This is a genomic window from Mesorhizobium sp. LNJC394B00 (assembly GCF_000502555.1).
Lineage (GTDB): Bacteria > Pseudomonadota > Alphaproteobacteria > Rhizobiales > Rhizobiaceae > Mesorhizobium.
On record NZ_AYWH01000001.1, the window covers coordinates 232,892 to 252,049 of the forward strand.

The 19,158-nt window shown below is 63.9% G+C and carries 18 protein-coding genes and 2 pseudogenes; 14 read left to right on the forward strand and 6 right to left on the reverse strand.

The window, feature by feature from the left end; genetic code table 11:
* Positions 1-44 precede the first annotated feature (44 nt).
* Complete coding sequence (locus X751_RS162280; protein ID WP_023735586.1) at positions 45-956, reverse strand: LysR family transcriptional regulator; 912 nt, start codon at positions 954-956, stop codon at positions 45-47.
* A gap of 91 nt (positions 957-1,047) precedes the next feature.
* Here X751_RS162280 and X751_RS162275 point away from each other — a divergent pair, with 91 nt between their 5' ends.
* Together X751_RS162275 and purD are read left to right on the forward strand one after the other, a co-directional pair.
* Positions 1,048-1,842, forward strand: coding sequence for a phytanoyl-CoA dioxygenase family protein (locus X751_RS162275; protein ID WP_023743669.1), 795 nt, complete (start codon positions 1,048-1,050; stop codon positions 1,840-1,842).
* A gap of 133 nt (positions 1,843-1,975) precedes the next feature.
* A complete protein-coding gene (gene purD, locus X751_RS162270; RefSeq protein ID WP_023735585.1) occupies positions 1,976-3,262 on the forward strand; it encodes a phosphoribosylamine--glycine ligase in 1,287 nt (428 codons plus the stop codon).
* Positions 3,263-3,265: 3 nt separating this feature from the next.
* Here purD and X751_RS162265 read toward each other — a convergent pair whose 3' ends face one another.
* Positions 3,266-4,378 (reverse strand): glycoside hydrolase family 25 protein, encoded by a 1,113-nt coding sequence (locus X751_RS162265; protein ID WP_023806746.1) that lies wholly within the window; start codon positions 4,376-4,378, stop codon positions 3,266-3,268.
* Between the two features lie 448 nt (positions 4,379-4,826).
* Between X751_RS162265 and X751_RS01000000163390 the strand changes: the two are divergent.
* Together X751_RS01000000163390 and X751_RS162260 are read left to right on the forward strand one after the other, a co-directional pair.
* Positions 4,827-6,549 (forward strand): annotated as a pseudogene (locus X751_RS01000000163390) (acyl-CoA dehydrogenase family protein).
* 31 nt (positions 6,550-6,580) lie between these two features.
* Entirely contained in the window at positions 6,581-7,333 is a 753-nt protein-coding gene (locus X751_RS162260; RefSeq protein ID WP_023709883.1) for a crotonase/enoyl-CoA hydratase family protein, read from the forward strand.
* 8 nt (positions 7,334-7,341) lie between these two features.
* Here X751_RS162260 and pdxH read toward each other — a convergent pair whose 3' ends face one another.
* A complete protein-coding gene (gene pdxH / locus X751_RS162255) occupies positions 7,342-7,971 on the reverse strand; it encodes a pyridoxamine 5'-phosphate oxidase (RefSeq protein ID WP_084013080.1) in 630 nt (209 codons plus the stop codon).
* 28 nt (positions 7,972-7,999) lie between these two features.
* Here pdxH and X751_RS162250 point away from each other — a divergent pair, with 28 nt between their 5' ends.
* Together X751_RS162250 and X751_RS162245 are read left to right on the forward strand one after the other, a co-directional pair.
* Positions 8,000-8,461: an RT0821/Lpp0805 family surface protein gene (locus X751_RS162250; protein WP_023687129.1), complete on the forward strand. Its 462-nt coding sequence runs from the start codon at positions 8,000-8,002 to the stop codon at positions 8,459-8,461.
* Between the two features lie 124 nt (positions 8,462-8,585).
* The gene (locus X751_RS162245) at positions 8,586-9,515 is read left to right on the forward strand and encodes a J domain-containing protein (protein ID WP_023692090.1); all 930 of its coding nucleotides are present in this window, start codon (positions 8,586-8,588) and stop codon (positions 9,513-9,515) included.
* A gap of 19 nt (positions 9,516-9,534) precedes the next feature.
* Here the strand turns inward: X751_RS162245 and X751_RS162240 are convergent, their stop codons facing one another.
* Positions 9,535-10,170: a TetR/AcrR family transcriptional regulator gene (locus X751_RS162240; protein ID WP_023743671.1), complete on the reverse strand. Its 636-nt coding sequence runs from the start codon at positions 10,168-10,170 to the stop codon at positions 9,535-9,537.
* 187 nt (positions 10,171-10,357) lie between these two features.
* Here X751_RS162240 and mddA point away from each other — a divergent pair, with 187 nt between their 5' ends.
* The 3 genes from mddA to X751_RS162225 all read left to right on the forward strand — a co-directional run bounded on the left by mddA (position 10,358) and on the right by X751_RS162225 (position 12,772).
* Entirely contained in the window at positions 10,358-11,092 is a 735-nt protein-coding gene (mddA, locus tag X751_RS162235; protein ID WP_023685403.1) for a methanethiol S-methyltransferase, read from the forward strand.
* Between the two features lie 224 nt (positions 11,093-11,316).
* A complete protein-coding gene (fabI, locus tag X751_RS162230; RefSeq protein ID WP_023727494.1) occupies positions 11,317-12,138 on the forward strand; it encodes an enoyl-ACP reductase FabI in 822 nt (273 codons plus the stop codon).
* Positions 12,139-12,184: 46 nt separating this feature from the next.
* Positions 12,185-12,772, forward strand: a complete 588-nt coding sequence (locus X751_RS162225) for a histidine phosphatase family protein (RefSeq protein ID WP_023743672.1) — start codon at positions 12,185-12,187, stop codon at positions 12,770-12,772.
* An 84-nt stretch (positions 12,773-12,856) separates the two neighbouring features.
* Here the strand turns inward: X751_RS162225 and X751_RS162220 are convergent, their stop codons facing one another.
* Positions 12,857-13,111 (reverse strand): DUF1344 domain-containing protein, encoded by a 255-nt coding sequence (locus tag X751_RS162220; RefSeq protein ID WP_023685405.1) that lies wholly within the window; start codon positions 13,109-13,111, stop codon positions 12,857-12,859.
* Positions 13,112-13,295: 184 nt separating this feature from the next.
* Here X751_RS162220 and aroC point away from each other — a divergent pair.
* The 3 genes and pseudogenes from aroC to X751_RS162210 all read left to right on the forward strand — a co-directional run bounded on the left by aroC (position 13,296) and on the right by X751_RS162210 (position 16,038).
* Positions 13,296-14,422 (forward strand): annotated as a pseudogene (aroC, locus tag X751_RS01000000163395) (chorismate synthase).
* A gap of 74 nt (positions 14,423-14,496) precedes the next feature.
* Complete coding sequence (gene ribB, locus X751_RS162215) at positions 14,497-15,597, forward strand: 3,4-dihydroxy-2-butanone-4-phosphate synthase (RefSeq protein ID WP_023685407.1); 1,101 nt, start codon at positions 14,497-14,499, stop codon at positions 15,595-15,597.
* Positions 15,598-15,615: 18 nt separating this feature from the next.
* On the forward strand, positions 15,616-16,038 hold the full coding sequence (locus X751_RS162210) for a hypothetical protein (RefSeq protein WP_023685408.1): 423 nt from the start codon (positions 15,616-15,618) through the stop codon (positions 16,036-16,038).
* A 62-nt stretch (positions 16,039-16,100) separates the two neighbouring features.
* On the opposite strand, the gene X751_RS162205 is transcribed toward X751_RS162210, so the two are convergent.
* Positions 16,101-17,324, reverse strand: a complete 1,224-nt coding sequence (locus X751_RS162205; RefSeq protein ID WP_023716104.1) for an MFS transporter — start codon at positions 17,322-17,324, stop codon at positions 16,101-16,103.
* A gap of 118 nt (positions 17,325-17,442) precedes the next feature.
* Between X751_RS162205 and X751_RS162200 the strand changes: the two genes are divergently transcribed.
* Positions 17,443-18,051, forward strand: a complete 609-nt coding sequence (locus X751_RS162200) for a TetR/AcrR family transcriptional regulator (protein WP_023685410.1) — start codon at positions 17,443-17,445, stop codon at positions 18,049-18,051.
* A gap of 93 nt (positions 18,052-18,144) precedes the next feature.
* The gene (locus X751_RS162195; RefSeq protein WP_023685411.1) at positions 18,145-19,128 is read left to right on the forward strand and encodes a hypothetical protein; all 984 of its coding nucleotides are present in this window, start codon (positions 18,145-18,147) and stop codon (positions 19,126-19,128) included.
* Positions 19,129-19,158: the final 30 nt, after the last annotated feature.

Genomic DNA, 19,158 nt, shown 5'->3' on the forward strand with positions numbered 1-19,158 from the left:
GAGTGGCAGCAGCGGCGTGCGCCGTCAAGCGGCCGCATTGTCGCTCAGGCGGTGAAAATATCGTGGCTGGCAAACCATTCCTTCGCCACCTCCGTGAAGGCCAGCGCCGCCTTCGACAGCCTTTGCCTTGTGTCATGGGTGAGGATGATGCGCTGCATCGGCAGCGGATCGGACAGCGGCTTGCAGACCAGCGGCAGCCCGTCATAACTCCTGTCGCCATAAGGCCTGGTGTAGCTCACCGCGACGCCGAAGCCGTTGGCGACCATGCTGCGCTGCAGTTCGAACGAACTCGCCGTCGATTGCGAGACCGGCGACAGGCCGCGGCTGAGGAACAGGTCCAGCATATGCTGCCAGCTATGCGGCTGGTCGGTGGTGATCAAGGGATGGGTCGCCAGCTCCGCCAGGCTGACGCTGGCCTGGCTGGCCAGCGCGTGGCCTTGCGGCAGAAGCGCGTGTGGCCGCAGCTCATGCAGCAGGGTGCGAGCGAAGTGCGAGGGCAGGCCGAGATCGTAGGTCAGGCCGAGATCGATTGCCGCATCGCCGAGCCGCCGGCCGAGCGTCTCGAAGGTCTCGTCGCGGACCACCACGGTGACCGCCGGGCAGCGTTGCGAAAAAGCGCGGATCAGCGCCGGCGCGAAATAAGGCGCCAGATCCTCGAAACAGCCGAGCACAAGTTCGCCGCCGACATCGGCGTCGCGCGTCCCGAGCCCAACCAGTTCGTCCGCTTCGGCCAGCACCTGCTTTGCCTTCGCCACCGCGCTGCGGCCGAACGAGGTCAGCGCGATGCCGCTGCCGCGCTGGCGCACGAATATTTTCTGGCCGAGCGTCGCTTCGACATTGTCGATCGCCACCGAGATCGAGGGTTGCGAGACGTTCAGCATCCGGGCGGCCACGGTGACGCTGCCGTGACGGGCAACAGTGACGAGGTAGCGCAACTGGGTGAGGGTCAGGTTCATAGAGTAAAGCTATAAGGGAGATGAGAAGTTATTATTTTACGCGATGTGCGGCGGCCGCGATAGTCGGTCATCGAAACAGGAGAGACATGACATGGCCGCCAGACATATCGATGCCGCAGCGATTGCCGACTACCAGCGCGACGGCGCGGTCTGCATACGCGGCGCCTTCAAGGACTGGGTTGGCACCATCGCCGCCGGCATCGAGCGCAACATGCAAAACCGCAGCGCCACGGCCTCGGACATCGCCAACGGCAAGGGCAGCTTCTTCGACGATTACTGCAATTGGGAGCGCATTCCCGAATTCGTCGACGTGGTGCGCAATTCCCCGGCCGCGGAACTCGCGGCAGCGGCGATGCAGTCGCGCAGCGCCCAGTTCTTCCACGACCATGTGCTGGTCAAGGAACCGGGCACGCAAAAGCCGACGCCTTGGCACCAGGACATCCCGTATTACTTCGTCGATGGCACCCAGACCGTCAGCTTCTGGATTCCGATCGATCCGGTCAAGGAAGCGACGCTGCGGCTGATCGCCGGCTCGCACAAATGGGACAAGATGATCCTGCCGGTGCGCTGGCTCGATGACAGCGATTTCTATGCCGGCGAGGGCGATTATCTGCCCGTGCCGGATCCAGACAAGGACCCGTCGCTGAAGGTGCTCGAATGGGAGATGGAGCCGGGCGACGCCATCCTGTTCGACTTCCGCACCGCGCATGGTGCGCGCGGCAATCCGACCGCGGCGCGTCGCCGGGCGCTGTCGCTGCGCTGGGTCGGCGACGATGCGCGCTATGTCGAGCGCCCCGGCCGTACCTCGCCGCCCTATCCCGGCCATGACATGAAGCCCGGCCAGAAACTGCGCGAGGACTGGTTCCCGGTCGTCTTCCAGAGCTGATACCGGCCGGGGACGCCGTGCTCTCGGCGCGACGTTCCCGTGCGCAACCGGTATGGCGCAAGGTAAAACTCTTGACCCGCGCCGCCCGGGGCAATAGCGCAGTCCCTGTCGTGAAATGACAAGGGACATCGGCATGCGCGTTTTGTTAATCGGCTCCGGCGGCCGCGAACATGCCCTGGCCTGGAAGATCGCGGCCTCGCCGCTTTTGACCAGGCTCTATGCCGCGCCCGGCAATCCGGGCATCGCCCACGAGGCCGAACTGGTCAAGCTCGACATCGCCGACCGTGCCGCTGTTGCCAGCTTCTGCCAGGACAACGCGATCGATCTCGTCGTCGTCGGGCCGGAAGGGCCGCTGGTCGCCGGCATTGCCGACGATCTGCGTGAGCAGGGCATCCGCGTCTTCGGCCCGTCGAAGCGGGCAGCGCGGCTCGAAGGCTCGAAAGGTTTTACCAAGGACCTTTGCGCCAAATACGGCATCCCGACCGCCGCCTATGGCCGCTTCACCGATCTTGCCTCGGCGAAAGCCTATGTCGAAAAGGTCGGCGCGCCGATCGTCATCAAGGCCGACGGGCTTGCCGCCGGCAAGGGCGTCACCATCGCCATGACGCTGGACGAGGCGCGCGCCGCCCTCGATGCTTGTTTCGACGGCGCATTCGGTGACGCCGGCGCTGAGGTAGTAGTCGAGGAATTCATGACCGGCGAGGAGGCGAGTTTCTTCTGCCTGTGCGACGGCACGACCGCACTTCCCTTTGGCACCGCGCAGGACCACAAGCGCGTCGGCGATGGCGATACCGGCCCCAACACCGGCGGCATGGGCGCCTATTCGCCGGCGCCGGTGATGAGCCCCGAAATGGTCGAGCGCACCATGCGCGAGATCGTCGAGCCGACCATGCGCGGCATGGCCGAGCTTGGCGCGCCGTTCGCCGGTATTCTGTTTGCCGGGCTGATGATCACCGACAAGGGGCCGAAGCTGATCGAATACAACACCCGCTTCGGCGATCCCGAGTGTCAGGTGCTGATGATGCGGCTGAAGGACGATCTGCTAGTGCTGCTCAACGCCGCCGTCGACGGCCAGTTGGCGCACAGTTCGATCCGCTGGCGCGACGATGCCGCGCTGACCGTGGTGATGGCGGCACAGGGCTATCCCGGGACGCCGGAAAAAGGCTCGGTCATTCGGGGTCTCGACGAAGCCGCTGGCGAAGGCGTTGAGATTTTCCATGCCGGCACTGCCATCAATGGCGGCGCGCTGGTCGCCAATGGCGGCCGCGTGCTCAACGTCACGGCATCAGGCAAGACGGTGGGCGAAGCGCAAAGCCGCGCTTACGCCGCGCTCGACCGTATCGACTGGCCGCAAGGCTTCTGCCGCCGCGACATAGGCTGGCAGGCGGTGGCGCGGGAAAAGGCCAGCGCCGCCACATAAGCCTCAGCGCTCGCGAACCAGTTCCGTCGAAGCGGTGCTGACCGGGTCGGCGGCCTGCGAGAAGGCGGCCTCGAGCAGAGCCTCCGAACGATACGTGGTCCGCTTCCAGGCGACATACTCGGCAATGCCGAAGCGCGCGCGGCGCGGCACCGTCTTGACCACCGGCATGCGGAAGGCGGCGCGGAATGTCTGCCAGCGCGCGCCGAGCACCGCCACCATTTCCTCGACCGTCGGTGGCGTCGCCACATCGGCGTATGTGATGGTGACTTTGCCGGCGAGCCCGGCCGCGCGCGACACCGGCACCGGTATCGAGGCGAGGTAGTCGGGCGGCACGTCGATCAGGCCGCCGAAGGGCCATTGCTGGCGCAGTGCCGCCGCGTCCATCGGCGCGACGTTGACGTCGATGTCGTTGGGCGTGCCGGCGACGCGGTAGGGGCAGCGCAGGCGCCCGCAATTGGCCTGCGCCGAGAACTGCCACAGCGCATAGCCCTGCCAGTTGCCCATCGGAAAATGCACGTCGATGTCGGGCTTGTAGCGCGCATACCAGAGCGGCAGCCGCGACAGCAGACGGTATTGGTAGCGGTTGTCGGCGATGTACTGGGCGGTCTTGCCGTTGGTGTAGAGGATCGGGAAACGGCCGAGCCGCCGGTGCACCTGGCGCACGAATTCCTCGGCATCCTCGAGCGACATCCATTGCGAGGGGTCGTTGCCTTCGAGATCGAGGGCGAGCAGATCGTCAGGGGCTGGCTCGGCGAAATCGATGAAACTGTTGGCCTGCTCGAGCGGATTGCCGGGGCGGGCAAGATGATACGCGCCCCATCTCAGGCCGAGCGCCTTGGCCACCACCTTGCGCGTCTGAAACAGCTCGCGCGTCACCGCAAAGCGTTTCCACAATGTCTTGCAGAGTTTGACCGTAGGCTCGTCGCCGTAGCAGAAATAGGGCGGCGGCAGCCCGTCGGAGGCCTTGTTGATGAAGCCGACAATGCGCTTGTCGGTGGCAAGCTGCGCCCAGTCGATGGAATTGTATTCATAGGCGTCGACCACCAGCGCGCGGTCGCCATCCCGCCAAGGCTCGGAAAAGTCCGAGGCTGTAGCCGCTGACGTCAGCGCCATCATCGCCGCGAGAGCGATCGCTGAGCGGCGAAGAAGATGCGCCGGCGTTTTCAAACAGGGGATCCCCGCTGACCAAACACCGATGGTGGACCGGTATGGTTAAGGAAGTGCTTTCGGGCAGGAGTCCTGTCGCTCTCGCGATTTCGTCATTCTATGGCGAAGCAAGGAGCGAAGCGACGCGGCGCGGACCATAGTATGCATTCCGCGACTTCGAAGCGCTGCCACGGCGCGGAATTCTGCACCGTTGCGCCCCTAGCGCGAGGTCGCGACATGGTACTCGGCGTCCGCTACGCTCCCGCTCCACCTGTGGACGACGAAGTTCGATGAAAATCCGCGTGACAAAGTTTGACGTTTACGTAAAAAGAAGGTCGGAGGCCGCCCAGAGGCGGATGGTTTTGCATCGGCCCGGGTCCTAGGATCGAGCGGCCGGAGCAGCGGAGGAGAAAGCGGCATGTACAAGGCCCCGGTCGGCGACATTTCGTTCACGCTCAAGCATGTCGCCGGGCTCAAGCCGGCGCTCGACCGCGGCACGTTCGGGGACCTCGGCGAAGACCTTGTCGACGCCATCCTGTCCGAGGCCGGCCGCTTCGCCAGCGAGGAAGTGGCGCCGCTCTACAAGATCGGCGACCAGCATGGCGCGGTGCTGAAGGATGCGACCGTGACCACGCCGCCCGGCTGGAAGGCGCTTTACCGCAGCTGGATCGACGGCGGCTGGAACGCGCTGTCGGGACCGGAAGAATTCGGTGGCCAGGGCCTGCCGACCATGGTCGGCGTTGCCGCGCTCGAAATGTGGAACTCCGCCGCCATGGCCTTTGGCATCGGCCCGACGCTGACCATGGGCGCGGTCGAGGCGCTCGACAAGCATGCTTCCGAAGCGCTGAAGGCAAAGTATCTGGCAAAGCTCGTCTCCGGCGAGTGGATGGGGACGATGAACCTGACCGAGTCGCAGGCCGGTTCCGATCTCGCCGCCTTGCGCAGTCGCGCCGAGCCTGCCGGCGACGGCACCTACCGCATCTTCGGCCAGAAAATCTTCATCACCTATGGCGAGCATGATTTCACCGACAACATCATCCATCTGGTGTTGGCGCGGCTGCCCGACGCACCGGCCGGCACGCGCGGCATCTCGCTGTTTTTGGTGCCGAAATTCCTGGTCAATGATGACGGCTCGCTCGGCGCCCGCAACGACGTCTTCTGTTCCGGCCTCGAGCACAAGCTCGGCATCCANCCCTACACGACGCTCTTCCGATCTGATCGGCGAGGAGAACAAGGGGCTCGCCTGCATGTTCACCATGATGAACAACGCGAGGCTTTGCGTCGGCATGCAGGGCGTGGCAGTGGCCGAAGCCGCGACGCAGAAGGCGATCGCCTATGCCAATGAGCGCCGCCAGGGCAAGGCATCGGACTTTTCAGGCGCCGGGATGGCGCCGATCGTCCATCACCCCGACGTGCAGCGCAATCTCTTGACCATGAAGGCTTTGACCCAGATCGCCCGCGCCATCTCGTATTCCTGCGCCTATGCCATCGACTTCGCGCGTGTGTCGACAGGCGAGGAGGCCGCGCATTGGCGCGATCGCGCCAATCTGCTGACGCCGCTGGCCAAGGCCTTTTCCACCGATATCGGCGTCGATGTCGCATCGCTCGGCGTCCAGGTCCACGGCGGCATGGGCTTCATCGAGGAGACGGGCGCGGCCGCGCTCTATCGCGACGCCCGCATTGCGCCGATCTATGAAGGCACCAACGGCATCCAGGCGATCGACCTTGTAGCCCGCAAATTGCCGCTTGGCGGCGGCGAGCATGTGCATGGCTATATCGCCGAACTGAAGGCCATCGCCGACGAGGTGCGGACCTCGAACCTGCAGGGCTTCGGCCGCACCGCCGAAGCGCTTGACCAGGCGTTCGACGATCTCACCGAGGCGACGCGCTTCCTGCAGAAGCTGCTGGCCGACGGCCGTCTGGACGAAGCGCAAGCCGGTGCAACCCCCTATCTCAGGCTGATCTCGCTTGCTGCCGGCGGCGCTTATCTGGCGCGTGGCGGACTTGCCCAGCAGAGCCGCATCGCCCTTTGCCGCTTTTTCGCCGAAAACCTGCTCGGCGAAGTCAGCGCCTTGAAGGAACGCGTCATCGATGGCGCCGAGAGCCTCGCTACCGCCGGCAAGGCGCTGATAACGGCCTGAATACCAGAGCGCTCACCAGGGAAGAATGACCGTGACAGACCATATTCTCGTCGAGCGCCAGGGCGCCATCCAGATCATCCGCATGAACCGTCCCGACAAGAAGAACGCACTGACGCGCGCCATGTACGCGACAATGTCCAAGGCGCTGGCCGATGGCGATGCCGATCCGGCGGTCCGCGTCCATGTCTTCCTCGGTGTTTCAGGCGCCTTCTCTTCCGGCAACGATCTCGCCGATTTCCTGGTCATCGCCACCGGCGGTGAAGGCGGCAACGAGGTCTGGGACTTCCTGATGGCGCTGGCCAAAACGGAGAAGCCGATGGTCTCCGGCGTCGACGGCATTGCCGTCGGCATCGGCACCACGCTCAATTTGCATTGCGACCTGACTTTCGCCACGCCGCGCACGGTGTTCCGCACACCATTCGTCGACCTCGGCCTGGTGCCGGAGGCGGGCTCCAGCCTGCTGGCGCCGCTCATCCTCGGCAGGCAGGGCGCCTTCGCGCTGCTTGGGCTCGGCGAAGGTTTTTCCGCCGAACGCGCCAAGGCCGCCGGCCTGATCTATGAGGTGGTCGAGGAGGGCGGGCTAGAAGCCGCGGTACTCGCCGCGGCCGGCGCGATCGCCGCCAAGCCGCCGCAGGCGCTGAAGATTGCGCGTGACCTGATGCGCGCCCCGCGCGACGAGCTTGTCGCCCGCATCAAGGTGGAGAGCGAGCATTTCTCCGAGCGGCTGAAGTCCGACGAAGCGCGCGCCGCGTTGACGGCCTTCATGACGCGCAAGAAGGCCTGAACTTATCCTCAGGGATAAAGCCGTGTCTTGTCCCAGCCGCCTTCGGCGTTGCGCGAAAAGACCAGCCGATCGTGCAGCCGGAATGGCCGGTCGTGCCAGAACTCGATCGCCTGCGGCACGATGCGGAAGCCCGACCAGTGCTTTGGCCGCGGGATTTCGCCGATAGGGTAGCGCGCCGTGTATTCGGCCACCGCCTTCTCCAGGGCAAAGCGGCTTTCCAGCGGCCGCGACTGTTTCGAAGCCCATGCGCCGATCCGGCTGCCGCGCGGCCGCGTCGCGTAATAGGCGTCGGCTTCAGCGTCGCTGACGATCTCCACCGGACCGCGTATGCGCACCTGGCGGCGCAGCGATTTCCAGTGGAAGCACATCGCCGCCTTCATGCTGCCAAGAATCTCGCGGCCCTTGGCGCTCTCGAAATTCGTGTAGAAGACAAAGCCGCTTTCATCGAAACCCTTGAGCAGCACCATCCGCACATCCGGCATGCCGTCGGCATCGACGGTTGCAAGTGCTACGCCGTTGGCGTCGTTGATTTCGCTTTTCTTGGCGTCCTCCAGCCACTCAGCAAAGAGCCGGAACGGCTCGGCGGCTTCGGCAAAGTCACTACTTGTTAACTCAGTGTCACTCATAGTTTTTCTCAAATTGTCTCGAGCTTCAGGAGGTTGCCGATTGTCGCGTATCGCGCAAGCTTTTGACAGCGGGCAATGGAGCGTTATCGCTTCGGCCAGTTCGAAAGCCGTGATCGTGATTATCGCACTGCCGCTTGCCGCCTGCGGCGCCGGCGGCTTCAGCCTGGAAAAGGCCGAGGTCGATCGTTCCATCGTCACCTCAAGCGCGCCGGCGAGGGTGACATCGACGGACGCCGACAGCGCTTCCGACCAGACCACGATCGGCAATGCGGTGTCTTCGGCCGACATCGAGGAGCTTCGCGGCCAGGCCGTGCCGTGGGCGAATGCCGACACCGGCTCGCGGGGCTCCATCACCGAACTCGCCGAAGTGCAGGACAACGGCCAGGCCTGCCGCAGCTTTACCGCCTCGCGCGAAAGCTTCGACGGCGTCGCTTTGTTCAAGGGGCAATTGTGCATCGCCGCGGCCGGCGGCTGGCACATGCAGGACTTCAAACCGCTCTGATTTTCGAGGTTTGCGGGCATCGCAATTTCAACCCTCGATAAGCCTGCGCGCCACTGGAATTTCTTCCTATGGGAGCGCATATAAGGGCCAACGTGGATTTAACTCATTTTCCAGGGCAGGACGCATGCGCGACCCCTATGAGGTGCTGGGCGTTGCCAAGAACGCATCGGCCAAGGACATAAAATCGGCTTACCGCAAGCTCGCCAAGAAGTATCATCCGGACCAGAATCCGAATGATCCCAAGGCCAAGGACCGTTTTGCCGCCGCCAATCAGGCCTATGAGGTCGTCGGCGACGAGAAGAACCGTGCGGCCTTCGACCGCGGCGAGATCGACGCCGACGGCAAGCCGAAATTCCAGGGCTTCGAGGGCGCAGCCGGCGGCGGCGATCCGTTCGGTGGCTTCCGCCGCCAGCAGGGCGCCGGCGGCTCGCGCTTCGAATTCCGATCGGGGCGTCCGGGCGGCGATCCGTTCGACGGCAACAGCGACATTTTCAGCCAGATCTTCGGCGACGCCTTTTCCGGCGCGCGCGGCGCCGGAACAGGCGACCGCCGCCAGCAGGCGACCGCCGCCGATCTGAACGTCACGCTCGACGTCACCATCGAGGAGATAGCGACCGCCGAAAAGGTGACGGCGATGTTCCCCGACGGCCGCAAGATCGCGGTCAAGCTGCCGGTCTATGTCGAGGATGGCCAGACCATCCGGCTGAAGGGCCAGGGCGAGCAGGGGCCGGGACAGCCGGGCGATGCGCTGGTCAAGATCCGTATCCGCAGGCACCCGCGCTACCGCATCGAAGGCCGTGACCTGCATGCCGATCTGGAGGTAGCGTTGGCCGACGCGGTGCTGGGCGCCAAGGTGCCGGTCGACACGCCGACCGGCAGGCTGGCGGTCAACATTCCGGCCTGGTCGAGTTCCGATAAGGTGCTGCGCCTGAAGGGCAGGGGCTTGCCGGAAAAGGCCGGCGGCCATGGCGATCTCTACGCCCATGTTCGCATCATGCTGCCGGAAGGCGGCGACAGCGAACTCGAAGCGCTGATGCGCAGCCGCAAAGGCTGATGCGGCTCGACTTGGCTGGCTAGCTGCCGGGCGCCGCTTCCTCCATCCGCCGGATGGTTTCGCCGAAGCGGCGCAGCGCCTGCCGCACCGGGACATGCGGGCCCTCGATCTCCAGCAGGATCATCGTCTCGCTGCCGAGGAAGGCGGCGCTGACCAGACTGGTTACTTCGGCGGCGGAGAATGGCCCGAGGCCGCCGAACCGCTGCTCCGCCTCTTGCGCCAGTCCGTCCAGCAGTTCGAACCAGCCGCGCAGGTCGCGGCGCACCGCCTTGGCGATTTCGGGGCTCGACAGGCTTGCCGCGATCATCTCGTGCAGGATCCGGACATAGCCGGACGCCAGATCATCGTCGAGGAAATCGCAAGCGCGCTCCCAGCGTTGCCACAGCGGCATCGGTGCCGCAAAGGTCTCCGCCTGGCGCTTCAGCAGGCCCTCGTTCAGATGGTCCAGCAGGGCCAGGAACAGCCGTTCCTTGGAGCCGAAATGGTAATGGATCTGGCTGAGCGGAACGCCGGCGATCTCGGCAACGCGGCGCGTCGACAGATCGGCATAACCGCCTTGATGGAGGCATAACTCGGCGGCCGAAATCAGTTCGGCGCGCGTGTCGCGCTTTTGCTTGTTCTGCGGCGGGGTAACGGCTTCGGCAGCGTCCGTCATGCGGCGTGGCTGCCGCTGTTAGCGGTGCAATCTGGGCGGATCATAGCTTCTCCTGTCCGGGGCTGGACGTCCCTCCACTCTATCTCGGTCGAGCGACCGATCAAGTTGACTCGTCAGAGAATTTATGGTTTTTGACACTGAATTCGGTCGACCGACCGAATCCTGATGCTTGCATGGAGGGGCAGTCATGGCGGGCGTAATCACCCTTATCTACGGCGTTGCCGCATACCTGATTTTTCTCGGTTCGTTTCTCTATGCGGTCGGTTTCGTCGGCAACATGGTCGTGCCGAAATCGATCGATTCCGGAGTCGCTGGAAGTCCGGTCGAAGCCGTCATCGTCAATGCACTGCTGCTCGGCCTTTTCGCCGCCCAGCACAGCATCATGGCGCGACCGGTTTTCAAGCGCTGGTGGACACGGATTGTCCCGCACGCGGCCGAACGCAGCACCTATGTGCTTTTGGCCAGCCTCATCCTGCTGCTGCTCTACTGGCAATGGCGGCCGATTCCCGGTCTCGTCTGGACGGTCGAGAACCCGGTCTGGGTCGCCGTCATCCATGGCGTGTTCTGGCTCGGCTGGGCGGTATTGTTGACCAGCACCTTTCTGATCAACCATTTCGAACTGTTCGGCCTGCGCCAGGTTCTCGCCGCTTTGCGCAAGAGCGAACCGGCGCCGCCCGTGTTCAGGACGCCACTGTTCTACAAATGGGTCCGGCACCCGCTCTATGTCGGCTTCCTCCTGGCCTTCTGGGCGACGCCGTCCATGACATGGGGCCATCTCCTGTTCGCGGCGGGCAGCACCGGCTACATCTTGCTCGGCATCTTCCTCGAGGAACGCGATCTCGTCGCGATGTTCGGCGATCAGTACCGAAGCTACCGCAAGCAGGTGGGAATGCTCATTCCCTGGCGCAAAATGGCTGGATAGGGCCGATGCGTTGCCGGCCAGCCGATTCGGCTGGTCGGGCGGGCCTGGGCCATCAAGGCGCGCTGGCCGCAGTGAGGCGTTCAAATCTCACAACAACGTTATTATCCCCCATTCGTTGTCACGCCGAGTGTCTGAATTGAACGCGCGCCCCGTCTGCGCTTGATGCGCCTTTCTGCCTGTGCGATAGGCACTCCAAAGCAGAAAATCTTTCGGAGAGCGCTGACATGGCGGGTGGACAGGGCCTTATGGCCGGCAAGCGCGGCCTTATACTGGGCGTCGCCAACAACAGATCGATTGCCTACGGCATCGCCAAGGCCTGCGTCGACCATGGCGCCGAGATCGCGCTGACCTATCAGGGCGAGGCGTTCAAGAAGCGCGTCGAGCCGCTGGCTGCGGAATTGGGCGCCTTTGTCGCCGGTCATTGCGATGTCACTGATCCGGCGAGCCTCGACGAGGTGTTTGCCAATGTCGCCAAGCATTGGGGCGGCAAGCTCGACTTCCTCGTCCATGCCATCGCCTTTTCCGACAAGGACGAGCTGACCGGACGCTATGTCGAGACGACGCGCGACAATTTCCTGCGCACCATGGACATTTCGGTCTATTCCTTCACCACCATCGCCAAGCGCGCCGAAGCGTTGATGACCGATGGCGGCTCGCTGCTGACGCTGACCTATTACGGCGCCGAAAAGGTCATGCCGCATTACAACGTCATGGGTGTCGCCAAGGCCGCGCTCGAAGCCAGCGTGCGCTATCTCGCCGTCGACCTCGGCGGCAAGAAGATCCGCGTCAACGCTATCTCGGCCGGGCCGATCAAGACCTTGGCTGCTTCGGGCATCGGCGACTTCCGCTACATCCTCAAGTGGAACGAATACAATTCGCCGCTGAAGCAGACCGTCACCCAGGAAGAAGTCGGCGATTCCGCCGTCTATTTCCTGTCGGACCTGTCGCGTGGCGTCACCGGCGAGGTGCACCATGTCGATTCCGGCTATCACGTCGTCGGCATGAAGGCGGTCGACGCGCCGGATATTTCGACCGTCAAGGAATAGTTCTGCCGCGGTTTCCGCCCGCCTGTCCTGATTTCCGGAAGACCTGATGGTTCCGCTCGTCTACATCGTGCGCCATGGCCAGACGCAGTGGAATGCCGAGTCGCGGCTGCAGGGCCAGGCCGACACCGATCTCAACGCGCTCGGCCGCGAGCAGGCGACCCGCAATGGACGGCGGCTGGCCGAACTGATCCAGAATCCTGAGGAATTCGACTTTGTCGCCAGCCCGATGAAGCGGACGCGCGAGACGATGCAGCGGCTGCGCTTGGCGATGCAGCTCGATCCCGATGCCTACCGCACCGACCCGCGTCTGGTCGAGGTGCACTTTGGCGACTGGCAGGGCTTTACCTATGCCGAACTCGACGCGCGAATGCCGGGCTCGGCGAAGGCGCGACGACGCAACAAATGGAATTTCCAGCCGCCGGGCGAGGGCGCCGAAAGCTACCAGATGCTGCTCGAACGGGTGAAGCCGTGGTTCGAGGCGCTCGACCGCCAGACGGTCTGCGTCACGCATGGTGGCGTCGTGCGGACTCTGTTTCGGATGGTCGAAGGTGTTTCCGAACATGAAGCGGCAAACCTGGAAGTGCGGCAGGACCGGGTGCTCAGGCTGCAGGACGGGCGTCTGGATTGGCTTTAGGTTCGAGCAGATAAAAACAGGACGACCGTCCTGTTTATCCGGGCAGGGCTCCGCCGAGCGGCAAGACCCTGTTCGGCGTCGGTGTTACTCGGTGTCGGGCAGTTCCATGTCGGTGACGACGTTCTCGCCATTCGTCACGTCATAGGCAATGACGATATCCATGCCCGGCTTTAGCGAATCGAGATCGGTCTCGGCGTTGAGCTTGAAGGACTTGCCGTCCTCCAGCGTCAGCGTCAGCGCGTCCTTGTCGACCTTCTTGATCAGGCCTTCGGTCTGGCCGGCATAGGCGGCGGTGGAAATCAGCAACATGGCGGCAGCAGCGCCAATCAGGGTACGCATCGTCGTCCTCTTTGTCATTGCGCCTGCACGGATGGCGGCGAGCTTTCAACGGGCGGATGGAAGAGAGCAGAAACCAACCGAATGTGTCAAAACTAAAACCGCCGGATCACAGTTTGACCGCTGTGGAAAACGCCAATAGAACGCACCCTTGATCCGGCTCCGCTGCCGGGCAGGGCTAAAATTCATGTCTCACAACACGTTCGGCCATCTCTTCCGCGTCACCACCTGGGGCGAAAGCCATGGCCCGTCGCTCGGCTGTGTCGTCGACGGCTGCCCGCCCGGCATCCGCTTCACACGGGCCGAAATCCAGGCCGAACTCGACAAGCGCCGTCCCGGCCAGTCGCGTTTTGTGACCCAGCGCCGCGAGCCGGACGAGGTGAACGTGCTATCCGGCTTCATCCTCGACGAGGACGGCGAGACGATGATCACCACCGGCACGCCCGTCTCGATGCTGATCGAGAATGTCGACCAGCGCTCCAAGGACTATGGCGAGATCGCCCGCCAGTACCGGCCCGGCCACGCCGACTACACCTATGACGTCAAATACGGCCTGCGCGACCATCGCGGCGGCGGCCGCTCCTCGGCCCGCGAGACGGCCGCGCGCGTGGCCGCCGGCGCGCTCGCCCGTAAGGTGGTGCCCGGCATGGTGGTGCGCGGCGCGCTGGTGTCTATGGGCGAGAAATCGATCGACCGCGCCAACTGGAACTGGAATTTCATCGGTGACGCCGAAAACCCGTTCTTCACCCCCGATCCGGCCTCCGTTCCGGTCTTCACCAGCTATCTCGACGGCATCCGCAAATCCGGCTCCTCGGTCGGCGCGGTTATCGAGATCGTCGCCGACGGCGTGCCGGCCGGCCTTGGCGCGCCGATATACGCCAAGCTCGACCAGGACATCGCGTCCGGCCTGATGTCGATCAACGCCGTCAAGGGCGTCGAGATCGGCAACNGATCGGCAACGGTTTCGAAGCCGCCCGCATCACCGGCGAACAGAATGCCGACGAGATGCGCATCGGCAATGACGGCAAGCCGGTCTTCTTGTCCAACAATGCCGGCGGCATTCTGGGCGGCATCTCGACCGGCCAGGCGATCGTCGCCCGCTTCGCCGTCAAGCCGACCTCGTCGATCCTGACGCCGCGCAAATCCATCGACAAGGACGGCAACGACGTCGACGTCATGACCAAGGGCCGCCACGACCCCTGCGTCGGCATCCGCGCCGTGCCGATCGGCGAAGCCATGGTTGCCTGCGCCATCGCCGACCATTATCTGCGGCACCGGGGACAGACAGGCCGGGGATTAGGCAGTAGGGATTAGGCAATAAGCCAGCCCGTACTTCCTTCCCTAACTCCTACTGCCCAACCCCTATTCCCTGCGAGCGAAGCGAGCCAATGCCATACGATCAGAAGAAAATCGTCGAAGCCATCCGCGCCTTCGAGCGCGGCGAGATCGTCGTCGTCATGGACGATGACGGGCGTGAGAACGAGGGCGACCTGATCGTTGCCGCCGTGCATTGCAGCCCGGAGAAAATGGCCTTCATCATCCGTCACACCTCCGGCATCGTCTGCACGCCGATGCCGCGCGAGGAGGCCAAGCGGCTCAATCTGCAGCCGATGGTCGCCGACAATGATTCCGCCCACACCACGGCCTTTACCGTCAGCGTCGATTTCAAGCATGGCACCACCACCGGCATTTCGGCCGAGGACCGCACGCTGACCGTGCGCAACCTGGCCAACGGCAATGTCGGCGGTTCGGATTTCGTTCGCCCCGGCCACATCTTCCCGCTGATCGCTAGGGAAGGCGGCGTGCTGATGCGTTCGGGCCATACCGAAGCCGCGGTCGATCTCTGCAAGCTTGCCGGCCTGCCGCCGGTTGGCGTGATCTCGGAGTTGGTCAATGACGACGGCACCGTCAAGCGCGGCCCGCAGGTGGCGAGCTTTGCCGAGGAACACGGCCTCAAGCAGGTCTCGGTCGCCGACCTCATCGCCTACCGGCAGCGCAAGGAAACGCTGGTCGAACGCGTCGCCTGCTCCGAAATCGACACACTCGGCGGCAAGGCACAGGTCTTCACCTACACGCTGCCCTGGGATTCCATGCACCATGTCGCGGTCGTTTTCGGCGACATCCGTGACGGCGAGGACGTGCCGGTGCGGCTGCATTCGGAGGATGTGGTGACCGACGTGTTCGGCACCAGCCACCGGCTCGACGCCATTATGAAGGCGATGGGCGAACGCAAGCGCGGCGTCATCGTTTACCTCCGAGAGGGTTCGGTCGGCGTCGCCCATCAGGAGCGCAACCGGCCGATGAGTGCCGACCGTGAGGACCACGAAGAGGCCCGCCGCCGTGAGAACGAGTGGCGAGAAATCGGCCTCGGCGCGCAGATTCTCAAGGATCTCGGCATCTCCTCGATCAATTTGATCGCCTCGCGCGAACGCCACTATGTCGGGCTTGAGGGCTTTGGCATTCATATCGCCAAGACCGAGATTTTCTAGGGGACAGGGGGCGGTCGGATGAGCTTCGAGGCCTATCTCAATTGCTTTGAAGATGGCGAAGAGAGCTACTTCCCCACATCGATCGTCGAGGATGCCTTCGCGCCGTTCGTCACCAGGCGTGAACCTGAATTCACCTGCTGGGTCGTCGCCTATGACGATGCGTCGTCGGCCGACCTCTATCTCAATTTCGACCCCGGCGATGCCTCGCGATGTTCAGGCTTCACCGTCGCGCGGCCGCCCGACGATCCGCGCCTCTACGAAGCGCTGTGGAAAATCCTGCGTGTCACCAGCTCGGTCGTGTATTGCGCCGGAGAATGTCCGCCGATGGTCGGGCGCGCTGAAACCATACCCCATCTGAACCCGGATATGGTTGAGACACTGGGAAGTCCTGTTGTCGTTCTCGATGGAAACGAGATCCGCAAGAGGCTTGAACAGTCGTAGGGAGCCGCGCTCCTTTGGAGAAGCTGCGTCCGATCCGCGTTCCCGACCGGACGCTTGTGCGTTTATTCCGCGGGAACGGCGGCTGCACCGCAGCCGTCCAGCTCGCAGGCGCGGGTGGCCAGGCTGCGCTGGCCCAGCAACACCGTCACCAATGCGATGACGCCGGCCGCCACCGAGACCCAGAACCCGTTGCGGGCGCCGAATTCATCCACCACCGCACCGGCGGCAAACGAACCGAGCGCCATGCCGATGCCGATGCCTGTCATCACCCAGGTGATGCCTTCGGTCAGCATCGCTTCCGGCACGTGGCGTTCGATCAGGCCGAAGGCGGTGATGAAGGTTGGCGAGATCGCCACGCCGCTGATGAAAACGGTCAGCGCCAGCAGCGGCACCGTGTCGGCGGTGAGCGGCAGCAGCGTGCCGAGCGCAACGAGGGCGACCGCGAGGGCCAACTGGCGCTGCAGCGGCGCTTTCAGGTTGAGCGCGCCGACGATAAGGCCGAGCACGAACGATCCCAGCGCATAGACGCCGATGACGAGGCTGGCGGCGCCCGGCTGGCCGAGTTCCTTGGTGATCGCCACCGTGCTCACTTCCGTGGTCGCGAAGGTGGCGCCGACGAAGATCAGGGCGAAGGTGATGATCTGCACCGACCTGAGCCGGATTGCCGAGCCGCTCGAGACATGATTCACCGGCCGCACTTGTGGTTCGGTCGAACGCTGCAGGATGAAGGCTGCCGAGCCAAGGGCGAGGAATAGCGTGCTGACCAGGACACCGGCTTCCGGGAACAGAGCGGCACTCAAGCCCACCGACAGCGATGCGCCTGCAATGTAGACGAGTTCGTCCGCCGCCGATTCGAAGGCGAATGCGGTGTTCATCTGCGGCCGGCCGCGAAAAATCTCGGTCCAGCGCGCGCGCACCATCGCCGGCATGCTGGGCATGGCGGCGGCCGCCAGTGCCGACACAAACAGCGTCCACACCGGCCAGTCCTGATTGGCTGCGGCAATCAGCACCGCGAAGGCGAGCACGGTGAGGATGGTGGTCGGAATCACGATCCGCGTCTGGCCGAGGCGATCGACCAGCCGTGATATCTGCGGCGCCACGAAAGCGTTGCTCAGCGCGAACGTCGCCGAGACAGCTCCCGCCAGCCAGTATTCGCCACGCGTCTGCGAGAGCATGGCCACGATGCCGATCGGCGCCATGGCGATCGGCAGCCGCGCGAGGAAGCCCGCGGCGGCAAACCCCTTGGCTCCAGGGGCACCAAAGATTTCCGAGTATGGGTTTTGCATGGCTGGTTCCTCGACAAAGGCCAATTCGACAATTACATACGGTCCGTATGAATATAGGTAATCGATACGCCGCGTATGTCAATTGGCATACGAAGCGTATGTGAATAAGGCCAGAACCATGCACAGACCCCGCAAGGAGATGATTGCCGAAACGCGCGCCAAGCTGATCACGGCGGCCCGCCACGCTTTCGGCACAATCGGCTATGCCGAGGCGTCGATGGACGACTTCACCGCCTCGGCCGGGCTGACCCGCGGCGCGCTCTACCATCATTTCGGCGACAAGAAGGGCCTGCTGCAGGCTGTCATCGCCGAAATCGATGGCGAGATGGCCGTCCGCATCCATGAGATTGCGTCGCGGGCGCCAAGCCGCTGGCAGCGTTTCGTCGACGAATGCACGACCTATATCGAGATGGCGCTGGAGCCGGAAATCCAGCGCATCATGTTTCGCGACGGTCCGGCTGTGCTCGGCGATCCGGCGCAATGGCCGAATGCCAATGCCTGCGTCGGTTCAATGACCGATCATCTGACGGCTCTGCAGCAGGAGGGGGTGGTCGTCCCCGGCGTCGACCCCGAAACCGCCGCCCGGCTGATCAACGGCGCCAGCAGCCAGGCGGCACAGCGCATCGCCAATTCGAACGACCCCGAAGCCACGTCGAAGACCGTGGTGGCGGCCTTCCAGCAGTTGCTTGAAGGCTTGCTTAAAAAGCAGGACTCGCAGCCGGTCTGAAATCTCGCCAGCCGATCCCCGGCATTGCCGAGATTGACAATTCCCGGCCCGGGTTCATCCTCGCCGTCCATCTCTGAGGGGAGATTCGGGCGCATGTGGGATTTCGAAATCGGCAGGTCGGTGTCCATCATGATCAGGACATGGCCATTCATCGTCTTTCGCATGATCGTCTATTTCGGCATTACGCTCGCCTACATCGTGGCGACCGGCAGCGGCGCCTCGGTCGGCTATGGCGTCGGCCACATCTCCACCGATCCCGACGGGCCGCTGTCTTTTGCGCTCTGGGGCGGCATCGTCGGCATCGGCGTCGTTTCGATCGCGCTGTACTGGATCCGCGAATACATCCTCTATGTCGTCAAGGCCGGCCATATCGCCGTCATGGTCCATTTGATCGATGGCCGGGACGTTCCCAATGGGCAGGACCAGATCGCCTACGCCAAGGACGTGGTGAAGGAGCGTTTCGCCGAGGCCAACATCCTTTTCGTGGTCGACCAGCTGGTCAAGGGCGCCATCCGCGCCATCACCGGCCTGATCGGCGGCATCGCCGCCTTCCTGCCCATTCCGGGTCTCGGCGGCCTGATCGCTTTCATCAATACGGTCATCCGCCTGTCGCTGACCTATGTCGACGAGATCATCCTCGGCTACAACATCCGCATCAATTCATCATCGCCCTTCGAGACAGCCCGGCAAGGCGTCGTGCTCTACGCCCAGAACGGCAAGACCATGGTCAAGAACGCCATCTGGCTGGCGGTCATCATGTGGGGTGTGTCCTTCGTCATCTTCCTTTTGATGCTGGCGCCGGCCGCCGCCATCATGTGGTTCATTCCGGGGCAGCTCGGCGGCTGGGCCTTCGTGCTCGCCATCCTCCTTGCCTGGGCCTTCAAGGCGGCCTTCATCGAACCCTTCGCCATAGCCTGCCTGATGCAGGTCTATTTCAAGACCATCGAAGGCCAGGTGCCGAACGCCGAATGGGACCAGCGGCTGGCCGAGGGGTCGTCCAAGTTCAGGGAACTCAGGGATAAGGCGCTGGCCTCCTTCGGCGGCTCGCGCTGGACGCAGCCGGCGCCCGGGGTGTAATCCCTGTTGAACGTCGGGGCGGTGCGGCGT